18 protein-coding genes are annotated in these 16,841 nt (G+C 65.0%); 6 read left to right on the top strand and 12 right to left on the bottom strand.

Annotated elements, in window-relative coordinates:
* Positions 1-116 precede the first annotated feature (116 nt).
* Positions 117-590, top strand: a complete 474-nt coding sequence (locus C2U30_RS08120; protein WP_039041096.1) for a YMGG-like glycine zipper-containing protein — start codon at positions 117-119, stop codon at positions 588-590.
* Between the two features lie 86 nt (positions 591-676).
* On the opposite strand, the gene C2U30_RS08115 is transcribed toward C2U30_RS08120, so the two are convergent.
* Both C2U30_RS08115 and C2U30_RS08110 read right to left on the bottom strand, forming a co-directional pair.
* Positions 677-1,633: a D-2-hydroxyacid dehydrogenase gene (locus C2U30_RS08115; protein ID WP_039041095.1), complete on the bottom strand. Its 957-nt coding sequence runs from the start codon at positions 1,631-1,633 to the stop codon at positions 677-679.
* A 121-nt stretch (positions 1,634-1,754) separates the two neighbouring features.
* Positions 1,755-2,525 carry a DUF3530 family protein gene (locus C2U30_RS08110; RefSeq protein ID WP_039041094.1) on the bottom strand — a complete coding sequence of 257 codons (771 nt, stop codon included), beginning with the start codon at positions 2,523-2,525 and terminating at the stop codon, positions 1,755-1,757.
* 310 nt (positions 2,526-2,835) lie between these two features.
* On the opposite strand from C2U30_RS08110, the gene C2U30_RS08105 reads away from it, so the two are divergent.
* From C2U30_RS08105 to C2U30_RS08090, 4 genes are read left to right on the top strand one after another with little or no spacing between them, the layout of a single operon-like run.
* Complete coding sequence (locus C2U30_RS08105) at positions 2,836-3,876, top strand: isopenicillin N synthase family dioxygenase (RefSeq protein WP_103243589.1); 1,041 nt, start codon at positions 2,836-2,838, stop codon at positions 3,874-3,876.
* A 21-nt stretch (positions 3,877-3,897) separates the two neighbouring features.
* The gene (locus tag C2U30_RS08100; RefSeq protein WP_010673785.1) at positions 3,898-4,710 is read left to right on the top strand and encodes a MetQ/NlpA family ABC transporter substrate-binding protein; all 813 of its coding nucleotides are present in this window, start codon (positions 3,898-3,900) and stop codon (positions 4,708-4,710) included.
* Positions 4,707-5,501, top strand: coding sequence for a methionine ABC transporter ATP-binding protein (locus C2U30_RS08095; RefSeq protein WP_103243588.1), 795 nt, complete (start codon positions 4,707-4,709; stop codon positions 5,499-5,501). Before C2U30_RS08100 ends, C2U30_RS08095 begins: the two co-directional genes overlap by 4 nt.
* Positions 5,486-6,157 (top strand): methionine ABC transporter permease, encoded by a 672-nt coding sequence (locus C2U30_RS08090; RefSeq protein ID WP_010673787.1) that lies wholly within the window; start codon positions 5,486-5,488, stop codon positions 6,155-6,157. The genes C2U30_RS08095 and C2U30_RS08090 overlap by 16 nt, the downstream gene beginning before the upstream one ends.
* Positions 6,158-6,251: 94 nt before the next feature.
* Here C2U30_RS08090 and efp read toward each other — a convergent pair whose 3' ends face one another.
* The 3 genes from efp to C2U30_RS08075 form a co-directional block, all read right to left on the bottom strand.
* Positions 6,252-6,818, bottom strand: coding sequence for an elongation factor P (gene efp / locus C2U30_RS08085; protein ID WP_010673788.1), 567 nt, complete (start codon positions 6,816-6,818; stop codon positions 6,252-6,254).
* Between the two features lie 45 nt (positions 6,819-6,863).
* On the bottom strand, positions 6,864-8,060 hold the full coding sequence (gene earP, locus C2U30_RS08080) for an elongation factor P maturation arginine rhamnosyltransferase EarP (protein ID WP_103243587.1): 1,197 nt from the start codon (positions 8,058-8,060) through the stop codon (positions 6,864-6,866).
* Positions 8,061-8,152: 92 nt separating this feature from the next.
* The gene (locus tag C2U30_RS08075; protein ID WP_049636557.1) at positions 8,153-9,196 is read right to left on the bottom strand and encodes a GMP reductase; all 1,044 of its coding nucleotides are present in this window, start codon (positions 9,194-9,196) and stop codon (positions 8,153-8,155) included.
* A gap of 391 nt (positions 9,197-9,587) precedes the next feature.
* Between C2U30_RS08075 and rloA3 the strand changes: the two genes are divergently transcribed.
* On the top strand, positions 9,588-10,067 hold the full coding sequence (rloA3, locus tag C2U30_RS08070) for a retropepsin-like aspartic peptidase RloA3 (protein ID WP_041212542.1): 480 nt from the start codon (positions 9,588-9,590) through the stop codon (positions 10,065-10,067).
* A 67-nt stretch (positions 10,068-10,134) separates the two neighbouring features.
* On the opposite strand, the gene C2U30_RS08065 is transcribed toward rloA3, so the two are convergent.
* The 7 genes from C2U30_RS08065 to C2U30_RS08035 form a co-directional block, all read right to left on the bottom strand.
* The gene (locus C2U30_RS08065; RefSeq protein ID WP_039039559.1) at positions 10,135-11,574 is read right to left on the bottom strand and encodes an ATP-binding protein; all 1,440 of its coding nucleotides are present in this window, start codon (positions 11,572-11,574) and stop codon (positions 10,135-10,137) included.
* A complete protein-coding gene (locus C2U30_RS08060; RefSeq protein WP_041215642.1) occupies positions 11,571-12,263 on the bottom strand; it encodes a response regulator in 693 nt (230 codons plus the stop codon). The genes C2U30_RS08065 and C2U30_RS08060 overlap by 4 nt, the downstream gene beginning before the upstream one ends.
* A gap of 81 nt (positions 12,264-12,344) precedes the next feature.
* Complete coding sequence (locus C2U30_RS08055) at positions 12,345-12,992, bottom strand: tetratricopeptide repeat protein (protein WP_045525602.1); 648 nt, start codon at positions 12,990-12,992, stop codon at positions 12,345-12,347.
* A 1-nt stretch (position 12,993) separates the two neighbouring features.
* Positions 12,994-13,842 carry an SDR family oxidoreductase gene (locus C2U30_RS08050; RefSeq protein ID WP_039039562.1) on the bottom strand — a complete coding sequence of 283 codons (849 nt, stop codon included), beginning with the start codon at positions 13,840-13,842 and terminating at the stop codon, positions 12,994-12,996.
* Positions 13,839-14,495 (bottom strand): TenA family transcriptional regulator, encoded by a 657-nt coding sequence (locus C2U30_RS08045; protein ID WP_103243586.1) that lies wholly within the window; start codon positions 14,493-14,495, stop codon positions 13,839-13,841. The genes C2U30_RS08050 and C2U30_RS08045 overlap by 4 nt, the downstream gene beginning before the upstream one ends.
* Positions 14,492-16,003 carry an AMP-binding protein gene (locus C2U30_RS08040; RefSeq protein WP_103243585.1) on the bottom strand — a complete coding sequence of 504 codons (1,512 nt, stop codon included), beginning with the start codon at positions 16,001-16,003 and terminating at the stop codon, positions 14,492-14,494. Before C2U30_RS08040 ends, C2U30_RS08045 begins: the two co-directional genes overlap by 4 nt.
* Positions 16,000-16,665, bottom strand: a complete 666-nt coding sequence (locus C2U30_RS08035) for a thermostable hemolysin (protein WP_042014526.1) — start codon at positions 16,663-16,665, stop codon at positions 16,000-16,002. Before C2U30_RS08035 ends, C2U30_RS08040 begins: the two co-directional genes overlap by 4 nt.
* Positions 16,666-16,841: the final 176 nt, after the last annotated feature.

The following is a 16,841-nucleotide window of genomic DNA, read 5'->3' as shown; positions in this document are numbered from 1 at the left end:
AACCGGAGACAGGGAGGGCTGGCCGTGAGGTGCCCATTGCGGCAGTGGCGCAGGTCAGGGGGCTTTGTATAGTGCAGGGAAAAATAATCAATCATCAGGTTTGACAGGAGTACCCCATGAAAATGAAACCGTTTGGCATGAGCGCACTGGCGCTGCTGGGGGCGTTGCTGTTGGGCACAGGACAGGTGCAGGCATCCGAGACCCTCAATACCATTCTCGGCGGCGGAGCCGGCGGGGTGGCGGGCACCATGATCGGCAAGGAGCTGGGTGGCGACACCGGCGCCCTGGTGGGGGCAGCCCTGGGGGGCGCGGCCGGTGGTGCGGCCACGGCCAATAGGGGCAACAAGAACGAAGCTGCGCTCGGCGGCGCCGTCGGTGCCCTGGGCGGGGCTGCCATCGGCAAGAGCGTCGGTGGCAGCACGGGCCAGCTGATCGGCGCCGGTATCGGTGGTGCCGGTGGCTCCGCCATCGGAGCCAGGACCGGGGATGGTCACGAGAGCCGCGGCGATCGCTATTACGATGACAGGCGCTATCACAAGCACCACAAGAAACACAAAAAGCACCGCAAGCACAGATGGCATGACGACTGATGCTGCGGCAAGCTGACCGACAAAAAGGGGCCCTTGGCCCCTTTTTTGATCCCGCTGCCGGCCCGTGAGGGGCGGCGAGCGGCCTCTTACACCAGCCGGTGCTGGCGCCTGCCAAGGGAGAAGGCGTTGATGTTGTCGATGAGCTGATCCGCGAGGCGCTGCATCGACTCTTCGCTGGCCCAGGCCACGTGGGGAGTCAGGATGAAATTGGGGTAACGCAGGGCCTGCATCAGGGGGTGATCCGGAGGCGGCGGCTCGACGCTCGCAACATCGAAACCGGCGCCCCCCAGACGGCCGTTGCCGAGGGCTTCGAGCAGCGCCTGCTCGTCCACCAGGCCGCCACGGCCCACGTTGATGAGCAGGGCGCCCGGTTTCATCAGGGCCAGCTCCCGCTCCCCGATGAGATGGCGGGTGTAGGGGGTGAGCGGGCAGTGCAGGCTGATCACATCCGAACTTTGCAGCAGGGCATCCAGGGGCAGCCTGTCGTCATCCCCCGGGGAGCCGACCTGGCTCTGGGCATAGTAAACCTCCATCCCGATGGCGCTGGCCCGCTGTCCCAGTGCCTGTCCCAGGGTTCCCTTGCCGATGATCCCGAGGCGCTTGCCATGCAGATCCGTGATGGGGTGGTCGAAGAAGCAGAACTGTCCGCTTTGTTGCCAGCGCCCCTCCAGCAGGGACTGGCGCCAGGCGAACAGGTTGCGCGACAGGGCGAGCATCAGGGCCATGGCGTGCTCGGGGACGGAAGGGCCCGAGTAGTTGCGGATATTGCACACGGCGACATTGGCGGCGCGGCACGCCTCCAGATCCAGGTTGTCGCTGCCGGTGGCGGCCAGGGCGATCAGGCGCAGTTCGGGCAGCTGGGCCAGTTCATCGGCCCCGATGCGCACCTTGTTGATGATGGCGATGCTGGCGCACTTGAGCCGCTCCACCACCTGATCCGGCGCCGTGGTCGGGTAGCTTTGCCAGTGATGGGGAAAATCGGGGCGGCGCAGATTGATGCCGGTGTCCAGGGTGTCGCTGTCGAGAAACACGATTTGCTGCATGAAGCCTCCTGCCATTGGTTCGGACATGATGCCAAACATGGAGGGCGGCTGACCAGCGCGGTGGCATCGGGTCAAGTCCGATGGGGAAGGCAAAAGGCGGGTGGCTGTGCCTCGGAGGGCCTCAGATCCAGCCCAGGTGCGTCAGCCAGCCCTGGATGCGCCCCGGTGTCTCCTCCAGATCCATCAGGGCATAGGGGCGGTAGTTGAGCTTGTGGCTGCGGCGGCTCTCGCTTCTGCGGGCTTCGGCCGCCAGCAGGGGCCAGCGTCCTCCCTCCTCCTGATAGAGATCCAGGGTAGGGATGCTGCCCTGGGCTATCTGCTTGGCGAGGGTCTGGTTGCTCAGCTGGTTGGGGAAGAAGCCGTCGAGCAGCACCAGGGCATCGGGGGCGGGCAACTGTTCGCTGGCGATGAGGTTGGCGGCCCAGGCGGCGCTGGTACCCTGGGCCAGCAGCAGCTTGAAGCCCCCCTCCTGCAGCTTGGCATCCCCCAGCTTGCTGATGCGGGAGGCAAACTGCTTGCGAAAATCGTCGATGACCTGCTGTTTCTTCTCGGCGGCGGGGTCGAGCTCGGTCTGCTGCGGCGAGGGGAGCAGCAGCAGGGTATCGAAACCGAGGCGCCCCAGCTCCCGGGTCAGTTGCCACAGCTGGCCGCTGCGCTGCCAGTCGGGCAGCAGGATGACCAGACCCACGTAGTTGTCGCTGTCGTGCTTGGCAAACAGTACCTGTTGCTTGTCCACCCTGGTGCTGTCGGGTATTCCCTGCCAGTCGCTGCTCTGCCAGTAGTCGGGGGGAACCAGGGGGGCTGGATCCGGGGCGGCGCCTGACGGTGCCTGCCCGGCGCCGTGGGCGGCAAAAGCAAGCAGGGTCAGCAGCAGATAGGGGCGAAATGTCATGGGGGATCCTCCAGCACTCCCTCATAGCGGCCTCGCCGGGGGTTTCTTTAGGGCAAGGGGGCACATCGGCATCGGCGGTGGCGAAGAGGGTCTGACCGGCGGGCCGGACACGGGGCCGGGATTGTTCCAAATGGCAAAGCATTCCCGGTTTTGATTGTTCCATCCTGTGACCCATACATGGTTCAGTAAGGGCAGGCAGACAGGGGGCCGGGGCATGTCGTCACTGGCCGCAGGCGGAGAATTCTCCCCCCCTGTCTCGTCAGAACGAGAGATTCACCCTCACTTTCCATCGACAGGGAGCGTTATCGCCATGAGCACCTTGGTTCACTTGCCCATCCTCGACCTGAGGCAGCTGGATGCCTCGCCCGACGCCCGGGCCGATTTTCTGGCATCGTTGCGCGATGCCGCGAGAGAGACGGGATTTTTCTACCTGACCGGCCACGGCATCGATCCCGAGCTGCAACAGGAGGTGCAGCAGCTGTCGCGGGCCTTCTTTGCGCTGCCTCTGGCGGCCAAGCAGCAGGTCGCCATGATCCACTCTCCCCATTTTCGTGGCTACAACCGACCGGGGGCGGAGCTGACCCGGGGTCAACCCGACTGGCGAGAGCAGTTTGATATCGGTGCCGATCGCCCTGCCTTGCCGCGCGCGGCGGGCGACCCGCCCTGGTGGCGGTTGCAGGGGCCGAATCAGTGGCCGGAGGCGCTGCCGACACTGCAACCCGTGCTGACGCGCTGGCGTGGGCAGATGACCCGCATGTCCCGTACCCTGCTCGGGGCTTTTGCCGAGGCGCTCGCACTGTCGCCAGATGCCTTCGATGCCCTGCACGGAGAGCGTCCCAACGAACATATCAAGCTGATCCGCTATCCCGGTGAGCGGGGCGCCACCCAGGGGGTCGGTCCCCACAAGGATTCGGGCTTCCTGAGCTTCCTGCTGCAGGATGACCAGCCCGGCCTGCAGGTGGAGGTGGCGCCGGATCACTGGATCGACGCGCTCCCGCTCCCCGGCACCTTCGTGGTCAACATCGGTGAGCTGCTGGAGCTCGCCAGCAACGGCTACCTGCGGGCGACCGTGCACCGGGTGGTGCCGTCGGCGCCGGGGCAGGAGCGTCTCTCCATCGCCTTCTTCCTGGGGGCCCAGCTCGACGTCGTGGTGCCCGTCTATCCGCTGCCCGAGGCACTGGCCCGTGAAGCCAGGGGACCTGCCACCGACCCGCACAATCCGCTGCTGCGGGAGGTGGGCTGGAACTACCTCAAGGGGCGGCTGCGTTCCCACCCTGATGTGGCATTGCGCCACCATGCCGATCTGTTGCCGGCGCCCCGGGCGCTGGCGGTCGGCGAAACCACCCATTGATTGCATGGCAAGGAGCACAAGATGAACAAGCACGGACTGTTTTCCCTGAGCGGCCTGGTATTGGCCCTCGGACTCTCTCTCTCCGCCCAGGCAGCCCAGGCGCTGCGGGTTGCCGCGGATCCACTGCCCCATGCGGATATCCTCGGCGAGGTGAAACGCCAGGACCCTTCGCTGGATCTGCAGGTGATCGAGCTCAGCGGCGGCATCAATGCCAATGCCCTGCTGGTGGCGGGTGATGTGGATGCCAACTACTTCCAGCACGTCCCTTACCTGCGGGATCAGGAGAAGGCGCTCGGCACCGAGCTGGTGGTGGCCGCGACCGTACACGTGGAGCCTCTTGGCATCTATTCGAAGAAGTTCAAGCACCTGAGGGAGGTACCGGAAAAGGCGGTGATCGCCCTGCCCAACAATGTCACCAACCTGAGCCGGGCCCTCTATCTGTTGCAGCACGAGGGGCTCATCACCCTCAAGGCCGGCCATGAAGATCCGGCGCGGGATCTGGCGACGGTGCACGACATCGCCACCAACCCCAAGGCGCTCAAGATCCTGGAGATCGAGGCGCCGCAGCTGCCGCGCTCCCTCGACGACGTGGATCTGGCGGTGATCAATGGCAACTATGCCCTGGAGGCGGGGCTGGAGCCTGCTCGCGATGCCCTGGGGCTGGAGAGCGCCCAGAACAATCCCTACGCCAACATCCTGGTGACCACCCCGGCGCTCAAGGATGATCCGCGGATCCGCCAGTTGGCGCGGGATCTGGAGTCCAGGGCGATCGCCGACTTCATTCGCAAGAGCTACAAGGGGTCGGTGATCCCGGTGGCCGGGCGGCAGTCATGATAGTGCTGGAGGGGCTCGGCAAGCAGTACCCGGGGCACGGGCAACCCGCTCTGGAGGGAGTGTCGCTCGAGATACCGGATGGAGCCATCTACGGCATTCTCGGGCGCAGCGGCGCGGGCAAGAGCACGCTCATTCGTTGCCTCAATCTGCTGGAGCGGCCAAGCCGGGGCCGCATCCTGTTCGATGGCCGCGACATCACGGCCCTGGAGGGGGCGGCCTTGCGCCGCCACCGTCAGGGGACCGGCATGATTTTCCAGCATTTCAATCTGCTGCACGCCCGCAGCGTGGAGGAGAACGTGGCGGTCCCGCTGGAAATCGCCGGAGTGGCGCGCCGGGAGCGGGCGGCCCGGGTCAGCGAGCTGCTGGAACTGGTGGGGCTTGGCGAGCACCGTCGCGCCTTTCCCTCCCAGTTGTCGGGAGGGCAGAAGCAGCGAGTGGGCATCGCCCGCGCCCTGGCCGCCAATCCGCGCCACTTGCTCTGTGACGAGGAGACCAGTGCCCTGGATCCGGAGACCACGGAGTCGGTGCTGGCGCTGCTTGCCGACATCAACCGCCGCCTCGGGATCACCATAGTACTCATCACCCACGAGCTGGAGGTGGTCAGGGCCATCTGCGATCACGCGGCATTGCTTGAACGGGGTCAGCTGGTGGAAAGCGGCGCTCTGGGCACCCTGCTGGCCAACCCCGACTCCCGCGTGCGGCAGGCCCTGTTGCCGGATCCCGAGATCCTGCGGCGTTTCATGGCGCGTCACGGAGTCACAGAGGAGGTGCGTTTATGCAGAGTCGCCTGAGTGTCGATGCCTTGCTCGAACTGATGTATCAGGGGTCGCTCGAAACGCTCTACATGGTGGGAGTGGCAGCCGTGTTCACCCTGTTGCTGGGGCTGCCGACCGGGGTGCTGCTGGTGGTGACCCGTCCCGGGGGCGTGCTGCCCTTGCCCCGTCTCAACATGGTGCTGGGGATCGGTATCAACATCGGGCGGTCGCTCCCCTTCGTGGTGCTCCTGATCGCCCTGATCCCCCTGACCCGGCTGGTGGTCGGCACCTCACTGGGCAGCACTGCCGCCATCGTCCCCATCACCCTGGGGGCCTTCCCCTTCTTTGCCCGGGTGGTGGAGAGCGCCCTCGATGAGGTGGACAAGGGGCGCGTCGAAGCCGTGCTCGCCATGGGGGGCAGCGGCTGGCACGTGGTCGTCAAGGCGCTGCTGCCCGAGGCCTTGCCGGCGCTGCTGGCCGGACTCACCCTGACGGTGGTGATGCTCATTGGCTTCTCCTCCATGGCGGGGGTGGTCGGTGGCGGCGGGCTCGGGGATCTGGCGATCCGCTACGGCTACCAGCGCTTTGACGACAAGGTGATGGCAGGGACAGTGGTCATGTTGCTGCTGCTGGTGCAACTGGTACAGGGGGTGGGGGACAGGCTGGTGCGGGCACTGGCCCATCGCCGCTAGGGGCACGGCTTCTCATCAGGCCGGCCGTGAGGTGCCAGCCAATAAAAAAGCGAGCCTTGGCTCGCTTTTTTTGCAATCACATCAAGGGGTCAACTTAGTTGACGCGACGCTTGAATTCACCGGTACGGGTGTCGATTTCGATCTTGTCACCGATCTCCACGAAGGCGGCAACGGCCAGCTCGTAGGAGGTGCCCTTCAGGCGGGCAGGCTTGGTCACTTTACCGGAGGTGTCGCCACGGGCGGCCGGCTCGGTGTACTCGACTTCACGCACGATGGTGGTCGGCAGTTCTACGGAGATGGCTTTCTCGTTGTAGAAAGTCACTTCGCAGAGGTCTTCCATGCCGTCTACCAGGTAGTTCAGGGCATCACCCAGGTTGTCTTTCTCGACGTCGTACTGGTTGTACTCGGTGTCCATGAAGACATACAGCGGGTCGGAGTAGTAGGAGTAGGTGCACTCTTTACGCTCCAGCTGAACGACTTCCAGCTTGTCGTCGGCCTTGAAGACGGTCTCGGTGGCGCTGCCGTTCAGCAGACCCTTCAGCTTCATCTTGACCACGGCGGAGTTACGGCCGGATTTGTTGAATTCAGCCTTCTGGACCACCATCGGCTCGGTGCCGATCATGACTACGTTACCAGCGCGGATTTCCTGTGCGGTTTTCATGTAAAAAATTCCTGTTCGTGAAACGGACGGATAAAAACTGCCAGATTATATACGGCTTTCTAAAAATTTCACCAACCTCGTGACGAGATCCCCGTCCGCCAGCAGCCTCTGTGGCCAGGTGCGCCCATGTTGCTGCCATATGGCCGCGTATTGCGGCCATTGTGCCCAGAGTTCACCCGTATGCTCCCCCCGGTTGAGGGCATGGTTGAAGCGGCGCAGCCACTGACCGGCCGGCGCTGGCAAGGGGGAGAGGTAGTGGTCGAGAAAACCGTCCAGCTTGACCATGTGGGCATCCTCTTCCTGCTGGTAGATATGCCAGAGGAAGGGGCGCCCCGCCCACTGGGCCCGCACGAAGGAGTCCTCCCCGCGCACCAGGTTGAGATCGCAGCTCCACAGCAGGCGATCGTAGCCCCTCTGATCGGTCATCGGCAGCAGCTTGATGGTGAGGTTGCCCGCCTGGAGCAGATCTCCGGCCCGGGCACCGGGAATGGCCTCTGCCAGCCCTGCGCCGATGAGCACGTCGTCGAGGGAGCGCCCCAGCGGCAGCAGCAGGGTGACGGGGGTGACGCTCTGGCGCCAGCCCTCGGCCAGGCTCCTGAGCGCCTCGCTCTCGTAGGTAAAGAGGCTGACCCGCAGCTCGTCTTCTCGTTGGGGTGGCAGGCCGAGGCTGGCCCAGTAGGCGGCCAGTCCCGCAACATCCTGTTGCCAGCGCTCGCGCTCGACGATGAGGCCGTGCTCGCACAAGAGGCCGCCGGTTCTGGCGGTGAAACCCGGGAAGAAGAAGTACTTGTCGAGGCGCCGGCTGCCGACCTGCTGGGGCGAGGCGAGGCCATGGCAATCCTCGACCCAGCTCTCGGCCGAGAGGTACTCCAGGTTGATCCAGCAGGGGGGCGTGGTCTGCTCGGCCATGCGTTCGATAAAGGGGGCGGGCAGCTCGCAGGCAAACGCCTCGATGACCACCCTGGCCGGGGTCATGTCGGCGGGGAGGCGCTCGTGCCAGTGCTGGACATAGATGCCATCGACCCACTGACCGTCCTGTGCGGGGTCGAGCGCCGGGCAGATGCGCGCGAAGCTGGCCAGATCGTCCACCCAGAGCCGCACCTGCACCTCACTCTTCTGCGCCGGGAGCGCGCCTTCCTGTTTGAGCTGGCGGGCGAGTCGCCAGGTGACGCCGATGTCACCGAAGTTGTCGACGACGCAGCAGAAGATGTCCCAGTCGAAGGGGGGGAGAGGGCTTGTCATGGCGCGGGATCCCAGATGCAAAAAAACCGGTGCGCAGGGTAGCACACCGGTTGGCTGGCTTCTAACGGTCGGCTCGGGGCCGAAGGAGGAACTTACTCTTTGCCGTAGACGTTGTTCTCCTGCTCGCGCACCCGGATGAAGGTGGTGCGTTTGGTGAGCTCTTTCAACTGGCTGGCCCCCACATAGGTGCAGGTGGATCGCACCCCGCCCAGGATGTCGCGCACCGTGTTCTCCACCGGGCCGCGGTAGGGCAGCAGCACGGTTTTGCCTTCGGAGGCGCGATACTCGGCGACGCCGCCGGCGTGCTTGTCCATGGCGCTGGCCGAGCTCATGCCGTAGAACTTCATGAAGGGCTCGCCATCGACCTCGACGACTTCGCCGCCGCACTCTTCGTGAGCGGCCAGCATGCCCCCCAGCATCACGAAGTCGGCGCCGCCGCCAAACGCCTTGGCCACATCCCCCGGGCAGGTGCAGCCGCCGTCGCCGACGATCTGGCCACCCAGGCCGTGGGCCGCATCGGCACACTCGATGATGGCGGAGAGCTGCGGGTAGCCGACCCCGGTCTTGACCCGGGTGGTGCAGACCGAGCCCGGGCCTATGCCCACCTTGACGATGTCGGCGCCGGAGAGGATCAGCTCCTCCACCATCTCGCCGGTCACCACGTTGCCAGCGAGGATGACGTGGTTCGGGCAGGCCTCGCGGATCTTGCGCAGAAACTCGACGAAGTGCTGGGAGTAGCCGTTGGCCACGTCCACGCAGATGAAGCGCAGGGCGCTGGACATCGCGAGGATCTGGCGGGTCTTGGTGAAGTCCTCCTCCGAGGTGCCGGTGGAGACCATTACGTGGCCCAGCAGGGCCGGGTCGGTCTCATTGACGAAGGTTTGCCACTGCGCAAGGCTGTAGTGCTTGTGCACCGCCGTCATCATCTCGAAGCTGGCCAGGGTACGCGCCATGGCGAAGCTGCCGACGGTATCCATGTTGGCGGCGATGACGGGCACGCCCTGCCATCGGGTCTGGGTGTGCTTGAAGGTGAACTGGCGGGTCAGGCTGACTTGGGAACGGCTCTTTAGAGTAGAGCGCTTGGGGCGAAACAGGACATCCTTGAAACCGAGCTTCAAGTCTTCTTCGATACGCATTGCGAATTCCTTATTGAGCCTTGTGTGAGAGGTCACTTTGCAGTGGCAACTTTTCGGCAGGCGCAAAAAAACCGGTGGTTTTCAGGCCCTCCGGTTTACAGCAGTGTAGGCAAAAATCCCGTCAGAACAAGACTGATAATTCACGCACCGCTGTGGTAGCCTTTGGCGTCACAACCTGAGGATGGCCGCCAGCGTCATCCAGCACCCTGTTCTCCCCTCGTTTTCCTGCTGCATTCCCCACTCACGCACCGTGCCCGGCATGGATTGTCGCCTGTTGGCACCGCGTCCAGAGCCTGCTCCCCTGCGCGCCAGAATCCGGTTGACCCGGCAGTTGGCTGTGATACATCTGGGCGCAAGACTGACAAGGCGAGAGAGCAAGATGGGCAAGAGAATGGTGGCGGCAGCCATGATGTGGGCGCTGTGCGGCAGCGCGATGGCGGCCCAGACCAGCTATGGCTGGATCGAGAAGGGGGTGCTGATGCCCTACGGGGTGGCGGTCAAGATGAAGCTCGATACCGGTGCCCTCACTTCGTCGCTGGATGCCCGCGACCTGAAGCATTTCAAGAAGGATGGCAAGCCCTGGGTGCGCTTCAACCTGGTGCTGACCGATGCCAATACCGACAAGGTGGTGCGCCGGAGCGTGGAGCGGCCGGTGGAGCGCAGCGTGACGGTGCGCGGGGCGGGCGGCATGGAGGAGCGCCCGACGGTGACCATGTCCGTCTGCGTCGGGGACCAGGTCTACAAGGAGTGGTTCACCCTGCGGGATCGCAGCAAGATGATCTACCCGGTGCTGCTGGGGCGCCGTCTGCTGGCGGAGCTGGGACCGGTGGATTCGAGCCGGACCTTCACGGTACAGCCCACCTGCGACTAGGGTGGTGCAGCCATGAAAAACGGGGGCCTGGCCCCCGTTTTTCATGGCGTGCGCAAAGGCTGACCCGTCATGCCTGGCGCGAGGCGGGCAGCAGCACGCTCACTTCGAGCCCCCCTTCAGGCCGATTGTGAATGTCGAGATCCGCTCCGTGAAGCTGGGCGATGCGCGAGACGATGGCCATGCCAAGGCCCACGCCATCCCCCTGCTGGGGATTGACCCGGAAGAAGCGCTCGCACAACCGGGAGAGGGCGGCGGTGGGGATGCCGGGGCCGTTGTCCCGCACATCCACCCGGATCCGGTTGCCCACCTGGCTCACCACCACGGCGACCTCGCCGCCCACCTGGGTGTAGCGCAGCGCATTGTCGATGAGGTTGCCGAACATCAGCTCCAGCAACATCGCCTGTCCCATTACCTGCACCTGTTCGGCGCCCTCCAGGGACAGCTGTTGATCCTTTTTCAGGGCGATGGGGGCCAGGGTCGCCAGGGTGCCCTGCAACAAGGGGAACAAGGGAAGGGCGGTGAGGGCCGGGCTCTGCTGGTTGTCGATGCGGGCCTGGGTCAGCAACTGGCGGATCAGCCGATCGCTGCGATCGAGGGCCAAGAGCATCTTGCGCAGGGCCTGCTCCCGGCTCTGATCATCCTCGGCCGTCATGGCGTTCTCGCTGTGGATGCGCAGCACCGCGAGGGGGGTGCGCAGCTCGTGGGCGGCCTCGTTGGTGAACTGTTTCTCCCGATCCAGGGTGTCAGCGAGGGCGTGCATCAGCCGGTTGATCTCCCCCACCAGCGGCGTCAGCTCCTCGGCCTTGATGGCGAGATTGAGGGGGCTCAGGTTGGCGGGATGACGCTCGCCGATGGCTTGCGCCAGCTGGTGCAGCGGTGACAGCCCCCGGGTGATCAGCCACCACAGCAGACCGAGCAGGAAGGGCAGGGTGATGAAGAGGGGCAGCATGGTGAGGGTGGCCATCTTGCTGGCCAGCTCGCTGCGTTCGTCATCCCGCTCCGCCACGATGAGCCAGGTCTGTTCATCTTCGTTGTAGAGGGTAAAGGTGCGCCACTCGTGATGATCCTTGGTCTCGCTGTTGAAGCCCCGCTCCAGGGTGGTCAACGGTTGGGCCGGGGCATTGGGCGAGCGCAGCAGCACGGCGCCCTGCTCGCTCAGCAACTGGAAGTAGAGGTTGTGTTCGAATTCATGGCCATAGGGGGTGAACTCGTTGTCCTGGCCGAACTGGAAGAAGCCGCCCTTCTCGATGTGGGGCGTCTCGGGGACGGCCTGCACCCACTCCTGGTACACGGTGCCGTTGCGCGGCAGCTCGCCGCTCTGCTTGAGATAGCGGCTGAGCAACTGGTTGGTGATGCGGGCGGACTGGGCGAGACGGGCATCAAACAGCTCTTCCATCTCGTGGTTGGCCTGCAGGTAGCCGATAAGGCCGCTGATGGCGAGGCTGAGGCTGACCAGGGCCAAGATGCCGGAGAGCAGGAAACGGCGGATGGAACGGACACGGCTCATGGGGCTGAGGCTCCTCTTGCGCCCTGGACGTCGAGCTGGGGCACGATGTAACCGACGCCGCGAATGTTGCGGATGAGCTCGGGGAAGAATTTCTTGCGCAGGTGGTGAATGTGCACCTCCACCGCGTTGCTCTCTGCCCCCTCGTCCCAGCCGTAGAGGCTCTGTTGCAGTTGATCCCGGCTCAATACCCGGCCGCTCTGGGTGATGAGCTCCTGCAACAGCTTGTACTCGTGGGGGGTGAGCTTGACCGGCTCGCCCCGATAGGTGACCTGTTGTGACGCGGGGAAGAGCTGCAGCTCCCCGTACTCCAGCACCGCCTGGGCCTGCCCCTTGCTGCGCCGCACCAGGGCGCGCAGCCGGGCGTTGAGCTCCTGCAGGGCGAAGGGTTTGACCATGTAGTCGTCGGAGCCTGCATCCAGCCCCAGCACCCGGTCATCCAGGGCATCACGGGCGGTCAGGATGAGCACGGGCAGGGTCTGCCCCTCCCGGCGCAACTTGCGCAGCAGGCTGATGCCGTCGATGTCCGGCAGGTTGAGATCCAGGACAAGGGCGGCAAACTCCTCGCTCTTGAGCGCCGAGAGGGCCGGCATCCCCTGCTGGAGCCAGTCCACCGTGTAGCCGCTGCTGCGCAGGGCATCCACCATGCCGTCTCCCAGCATCACATCATCTTCCACCAACAGGATCCGCATTGTTCTCTCCCTCAAACGACACTGCCCACCAGTATGCAAGCTGGTGGGCAGAGTTGAAATAGCGCACTGTGCTGCTTGTGTTTACAGCTTGGCGAGACGCTCGCGAATTTCCATTCTGCGGCCCTCGTCCGCCACCTCGCGACCAGGGCGGGCCGGGGCGGCCAGGGCCTTGTCCAGATAGACCTTCGCCTGTGCCTTGTCACCCTGATCCAGCAGGAAGTCGCCGTAGAAGAAGTTGGGGTCGATGCCGGTGGGATTGATGGCCAGCGCCTGCTTGAGCAGCTTCTCCGCCTTCTCGTCGTCACCAAAGCCCACCGGCCAGCCCGGTACCTGGTAGTAGAGGGAGCCCAGGCTGGTGTAGGCCGAGCCTTCCAGCGCCTTGGGATCCTGCTTGATGGCGATCTCGAGCTTGGCCTTGGCCTCCTTCACCAGACCAAGGGCGCCGAGGCCGCCCTTGGCCCCCGCCCAGGTGCTCTTGACGATGGCGGACCAGATCAGCAGATCGGTGCGAAATGCCTCCTTGGCGCTCGCCTCATCGGCCTTGGCACTCAGGCTCTCCAGGCAGCTCTCCTTGGCGTTGCCGGTCTGCTGGTACTGGCAGTGGGCCCACTCCTGCTGAATGGTGGGCAGGGCATCGGCGGCCTGTGCCAGACCGCTTGCCAGCAGGCCTCCCAGGACGAGCAACAGGGGGCCGTGACCAAATCGGGGACGGAAAGTGGTGTGCTTCATCTCAATGTTCCTTCTCGTTTGTCGCACAGGCGGGATCGCTCCTGTGATCGGGGGCAGGGGAGGCGGTGCGGCGGGCGTGGCGCTCGATGATCGGGCGCTGCTTGGCCAGGGCCATGTCCACCAAGGCGGGCAGCAGGCCGTTGAGCCGCACAAAGAGCTTTTCCGGCCAGCCGAGCCAGCGGCGGCGCGTTTCGTTGCACAGGGCGATGACGGCCTCCTCGGCCACGTCCTGTGGGCTGTCGGTCCGGGTGCCAAGCTCGGCATTCATGGCATAGGCCGCCTCGGAGTTGAGGTGGGTGCGGGTGGCGCGGGGGGCAAAGTGCAGCACCTTGATGCCGGTTCCCTCCAGCTCCCGCCCCAGGGACTCGCTGAAGCCGCGCATGGCGAACTTGCTGGCGCAATAGACGCTGTAGCCGGCAAAACCGATGGCCCCGAGGCTGGAGCCGATGTTCATGATGATGGCGGGCTTGCGCAGCCGGGGCAGCAGGGCCCGGGTGAGCTGGATGGGCGCCTCGACGTTGAGCAGCAACTGGCGTGTCACCTGCTCGCTGCTCTGATCTTCCAGCCAGGCGAACTGGTTGCAGCCCGCACTGTTGATGAGCACGTCCAGCCCCTCGTCCAGGGCCGGATGTTGCAGCAGCTGCGCCCGCTCATGGGGAGAGCCGAGATCGGCCGTCACCGTCTGGTGGCGATCCGGATGAGGCAGCTCCCGGCGCAGGCGCTCCAGGGCGCTGGCCCGACGACCGTGCAGCAGCAGATGGGCACCCTGGGCCGCCAGTTCATGGGCCAGGGCTTCACCAATGCCGCCACTGGCGCCAGTCAGCAGTATGCGTTTGCCTTCAAGCTTCATTGGTAGGATCCCGTGAGCTGATAGAGCATGTCGCCATAGAGGCGGTAGACCACCTTGGCGGCGTGAATGATGGCGGCCTGATCGGCGGCATCTTCCACCCGGTTCATCAGGGATTCGAAGAACTTGAGGTGCTCCTGGTCCAGGGCCCCGTGGGAGCTCAGGTAGCTCATGGCCTGGGGCGGCAGACCCAGACCGCTCTTGAGCTGGTCGGCGACGGTCAGGGCGATGGCGACGCTGGTGCCTTCCAGCACCTGCACCATGCCGAAGAAGCCCATGGGGTTGCCGCGCTGGATCTGGTCGTAGAGGAAGGCCACCATCAGCTCGATGGGCAGGCCCGGCTGGCCGTGGCGCACCGCCTCGGCATCACCGCCGCAGGCACGGATGTCGTTCAGGATCCACTCCTGATGGCCGTACTCCTCGTCGATGTACTCCCTGATGGCGCCACGCACCCATTCGTACTCCTGCCCCAGCTTGCCGCCGGTGGCCATCAGGAGCGGCACCGTGTGGCGCACGTGGTAGTAGGCCTGTGCCAGGAAGGCGAGGTAGGTGTCACGGCTGATGTCGCCGCGGCGGCAGGCCTCGATGATGGGGGCGTTGAACAGGCGTTCGCGCTCGCAGGCGGTGGCTTGTTGCAGGGTCTGGTAGAAGCTCATGAGGTCTCTCCTGTGAGGCATTGGCTGATCTGCCGGGAAAAATGGTGATAAATCTCGTTGCGACGGGGGCGCCCGTTGGCCGTCAGCAGGCCGGGGAGCTGATCCAGGGCGACCGGCAACCAGTGATGGATGCGGGCGTAATCGGGCAACTGCTGGTTGAGCCGGGCAATCTGCTCTGGCAATTGGGACTGGCTGCCCGGCAGCGGCTGGATGAGGGCCACGTTGGCGGGCTGACCATCACCGAAGATGACGATGCGGGCGATGGCCGGGCAGAGCTGGGCCTGGGCTTCCACCCACTCCGGGGAGAAGTTGCGACCAAAGGCGGTGATCTGCACGTTCTTCTTGCGCCCCGTGATATGGAGATAGCCCTCCTCGTCGAGCCGACCCAGATCCCCTGTGGCGATCTGTGTTAAGGAAGAGGTGCCTGTGGCGATCTGACTGCCCGTCTCGCCCTCTTCCCCCAGGTAGCCCAGCATGGCGCTGCCGCTGACCATGACTTCGCCGTCTGCGGCGATCGTCACCTGGCAGTGGGGCAGGGGCAGGCCGACGCTGCCGGGACGATCCCCGTGGGGGCCGTTCAGGGCGACCACGGAGCCGCATTCGGAGAGACCGTATCCCTCGTAGACCGGCAGCCCCGCCGCACGGGCGTGAGCGATGAGTTCGGGGGCGACCTTGCCGCCGCCCACGGCGACGAAGCGCAGGGTGCCGAGCTGTGTCGCCAGGGCAGGGGTATTGAGGCACAGAGCCAGCAGCAGGCGCAGCAACTCGGGTACCAGCACCAGGCTGTGGCTGGGCCAGCGCAGCAGTGCATGGGCCAGGGCCGCAGGATCCAGCTTGCTGGAGCCCGAGAAGCCGAGTTCCCCCAGGGAAGGGATGCGGCTGCAGGCGCCGGTCAGCAGCGGTACATACAAGCCGGTCAGGTTCTCCAGCAAGGTGGTGAGGGGCAGCAGGGTCAGGTGTTTCTCAACCCGGGCAGGGGCCACCCGCAGGGCAAGGGATCCGCAGACCGCCGTCATCTGTTCCAGCGACAGGCAGACGCCCTTGGGTTGCCCCGTGGTGCCCGAGGTATAGGTGATCTTGGCGGTGCCTGCTGGCAGCTCGGAGAGGCGGGCCGGGATGCGGCGCCACAGGGGCACGGCCTGCTCATCGGGCCTGCCTGCCATGAGCACGAGGGGTGAGGCGGCTTGCCACCCCTGGTGCTCCGGGCCGACCAGGGCGTCTGCTCCGCTGCTTTCCAGCAGCCACGTCTGCTGCGCCGGACTGAAGAAGTGGGGAACCGGGATGACCACGATGCCGGCCCAGGTGCAGGCGAGATCGATCAGTGCCCAGGGCAGGCCGTTGTCGAGTTGCAGGGCCAGGCGGCGGATGCCGGCCCCTTGCAGCACTCCAGCCAGTTGCTGGATCTGCTGCCACAGGCTCTGGTAATCCAGCTCACTCTGGCTGCCTAGCAGCGCAGGCTGGTGCGGGGTCTGGCTGGCATGGTGGGCGATGGTGTCGAACAGCGTCATTGCGCGCACCTCCTGTCGATGTCGGCATGGTTAAAAAGGCGGGGCATGGGCCCCAGCAGGTTGAGCAGCAGGCTGCTCTGTGCGAGCACCTCGCGCCCCTGGTTGATGTCGCCTGCCATCACCTTGGGCTGGCAGCGGTAGTATTCGCCCCAGGCACTGGCATCCTCTCCCACCTGATGGGCCTGGGCGGGGGCCAGCTCCACCGGGTTGAGACGCAGGCGGGTAAAGCTGTTGCGCAGCTTGGCGGTACCGGTGAACACCACGTAGTCCAGGGCGTTGTCACACAGCAGACGACACAGCGCGGCAAACATCAGGCGGGCGTGACCTGGTTCGCTGCAAGCAAGATTGCCCACTTCGATGATGCGGTGGCGGGCCGGACGTACCCCGAGACGGGTCTCGATGGCGGCCTCGACAGGCTGCTCCAGATATTGCTCCAGATAGAGTGGTTGCTCGTGCTCGCCATGGCAGGCCTGATTGAGGCCGCAGGCACCGACCAGCACGCCATCAGCTCGGTAGAGCCCGAGCAGGCAGGGCAGAAAATGGGGAATGCGGGCATTGAACTCGAGGGTGTAGGCGGCCTGGATATAGGTTTGCAGCGCCATGACCTGCTGCGGGGATTCGGCCAGGATCAACCGGTAGGGGGCTTGGATCTCGATGGTCATGGTTGGCTCCTTCTCTTGCGATGGGATGAGAGTAAAAGGGCAAACTTAAGAAACCCTTAAGGCGCAAAAAAAGACGAAAAAAACTGGCGGGGGGTGAACGGGGGTCGATGGGGGCTCCAGACAAAACAGTTGCCAGCAGCGGGCGTGGCAGGCAATCTGCCCCGCTGTCGCCACCC

The sequence above is a fragment of the Aeromonas sp. ASNIH5 genome, assembly GCF_002902865.1.
In the GTDB taxonomy this organism is placed as follows: Bacteria; Pseudomonadota; Gammaproteobacteria; order Enterobacterales; family Aeromonadaceae; genus Aeromonas; species Aeromonas caviae.
This window is presented reverse-complemented; position numbering and strand designations above follow the sequence as displayed.

Coding starts and splice junctions, on each gene's coding strand:
- C2U30_RS08120 (WP_039041096.1), top strand. CDS start 117: ATGAAAATGAAACCGTTTGGCATGAGCGCACTGGCGCTGCTGGGGGCG.
- C2U30_RS08115 (WP_039041095.1), bottom strand. CDS start 1,633: ATGCAGCAAATCGTGTTTCTCGACAGCGACACCCTGGACACCGGCATC.
- C2U30_RS08110 (WP_039041094.1), bottom strand. CDS start 2,525: ATGACATTTCGCCCCTATCTGCTGCTGACCCTGCTTGCTTTTGCCGCC.
- C2U30_RS08105 (WP_103243589.1), top strand. CDS start 2,836: ATGAGCACCTTGGTTCACTTGCCCATCCTCGACCTGAGGCAGCTGGAT.
- C2U30_RS08100 (WP_010673785.1), top strand. CDS start 3,898: ATGAACAAGCACGGACTGTTTTCCCTGAGCGGCCTGGTATTGGCCCTC.
- C2U30_RS08095 (WP_103243588.1), top strand. CDS start 4,707: ATGATAGTGCTGGAGGGGCTCGGCAAGCAGTACCCGGGGCACGGGCAA.
- C2U30_RS08090 (WP_010673787.1), top strand. CDS start 5,486: ATGCAGAGTCGCCTGAGTGTCGATGCCTTGCTCGAACTGATGTATCAG.
- efp (WP_010673788.1), bottom strand. CDS start 6,818: ATGAAAACCGCACAGGAAATCCGCGCTGGTAACGTAGTCATGATCGGC.
- earP (WP_103243587.1), bottom strand. CDS start 8,060: ATGACAAGCCCTCTCCCCCCCTTCGACTGGGACATCTTCTGCTGCGTC.
- C2U30_RS08075 (WP_049636557.1), bottom strand. CDS start 9,196: ATGCGTATCGAAGAAGACTTGAAGCTCGGTTTCAAGGATGTCCTGTTT.
- rloA3 (WP_041212542.1), top strand. CDS start 9,588: ATGGTGGCGGCAGCCATGATGTGGGCGCTGTGCGGCAGCGCGATGGCG.
- C2U30_RS08065 (WP_039039559.1), bottom strand. CDS start 11,574: ATGAGCCGTGTCCGTTCCATCCGCCGTTTCCTGCTCTCCGGCATCTTG.
- C2U30_RS08060 (WP_041215642.1), bottom strand. CDS start 12,263: ATGCGGATCCTGTTGGTGGAAGATGATGTGATGCTGGGAGACGGCATG.
- C2U30_RS08055 (WP_045525602.1), bottom strand. CDS start 12,992: ATGAAGCACACCACTTTCCGTCCCCGATTTGGTCACGGCCCCCTGTTG.
- C2U30_RS08050 (WP_039039562.1), bottom strand. CDS start 13,842: ATGAAGCTTGAAGGCAAACGCATACTGCTGACTGGCGCCAGTGGCGGC.
- C2U30_RS08045 (WP_103243586.1), bottom strand. CDS start 14,495: ATGAGCTTCTACCAGACCCTGCAACAAGCCACCGCCTGCGAGCGCGAA.
- C2U30_RS08040 (WP_103243585.1), bottom strand. CDS start 16,003: ATGACGCTGTTCGACACCATCGCCCACCATGCCAGCCAGACCCCGCAC.
- C2U30_RS08035 (WP_042014526.1), bottom strand. CDS start 16,665: ATGACCATCGAGATCCAAGCCCCCTACCGGTTGATCCTGGCCGAATCC.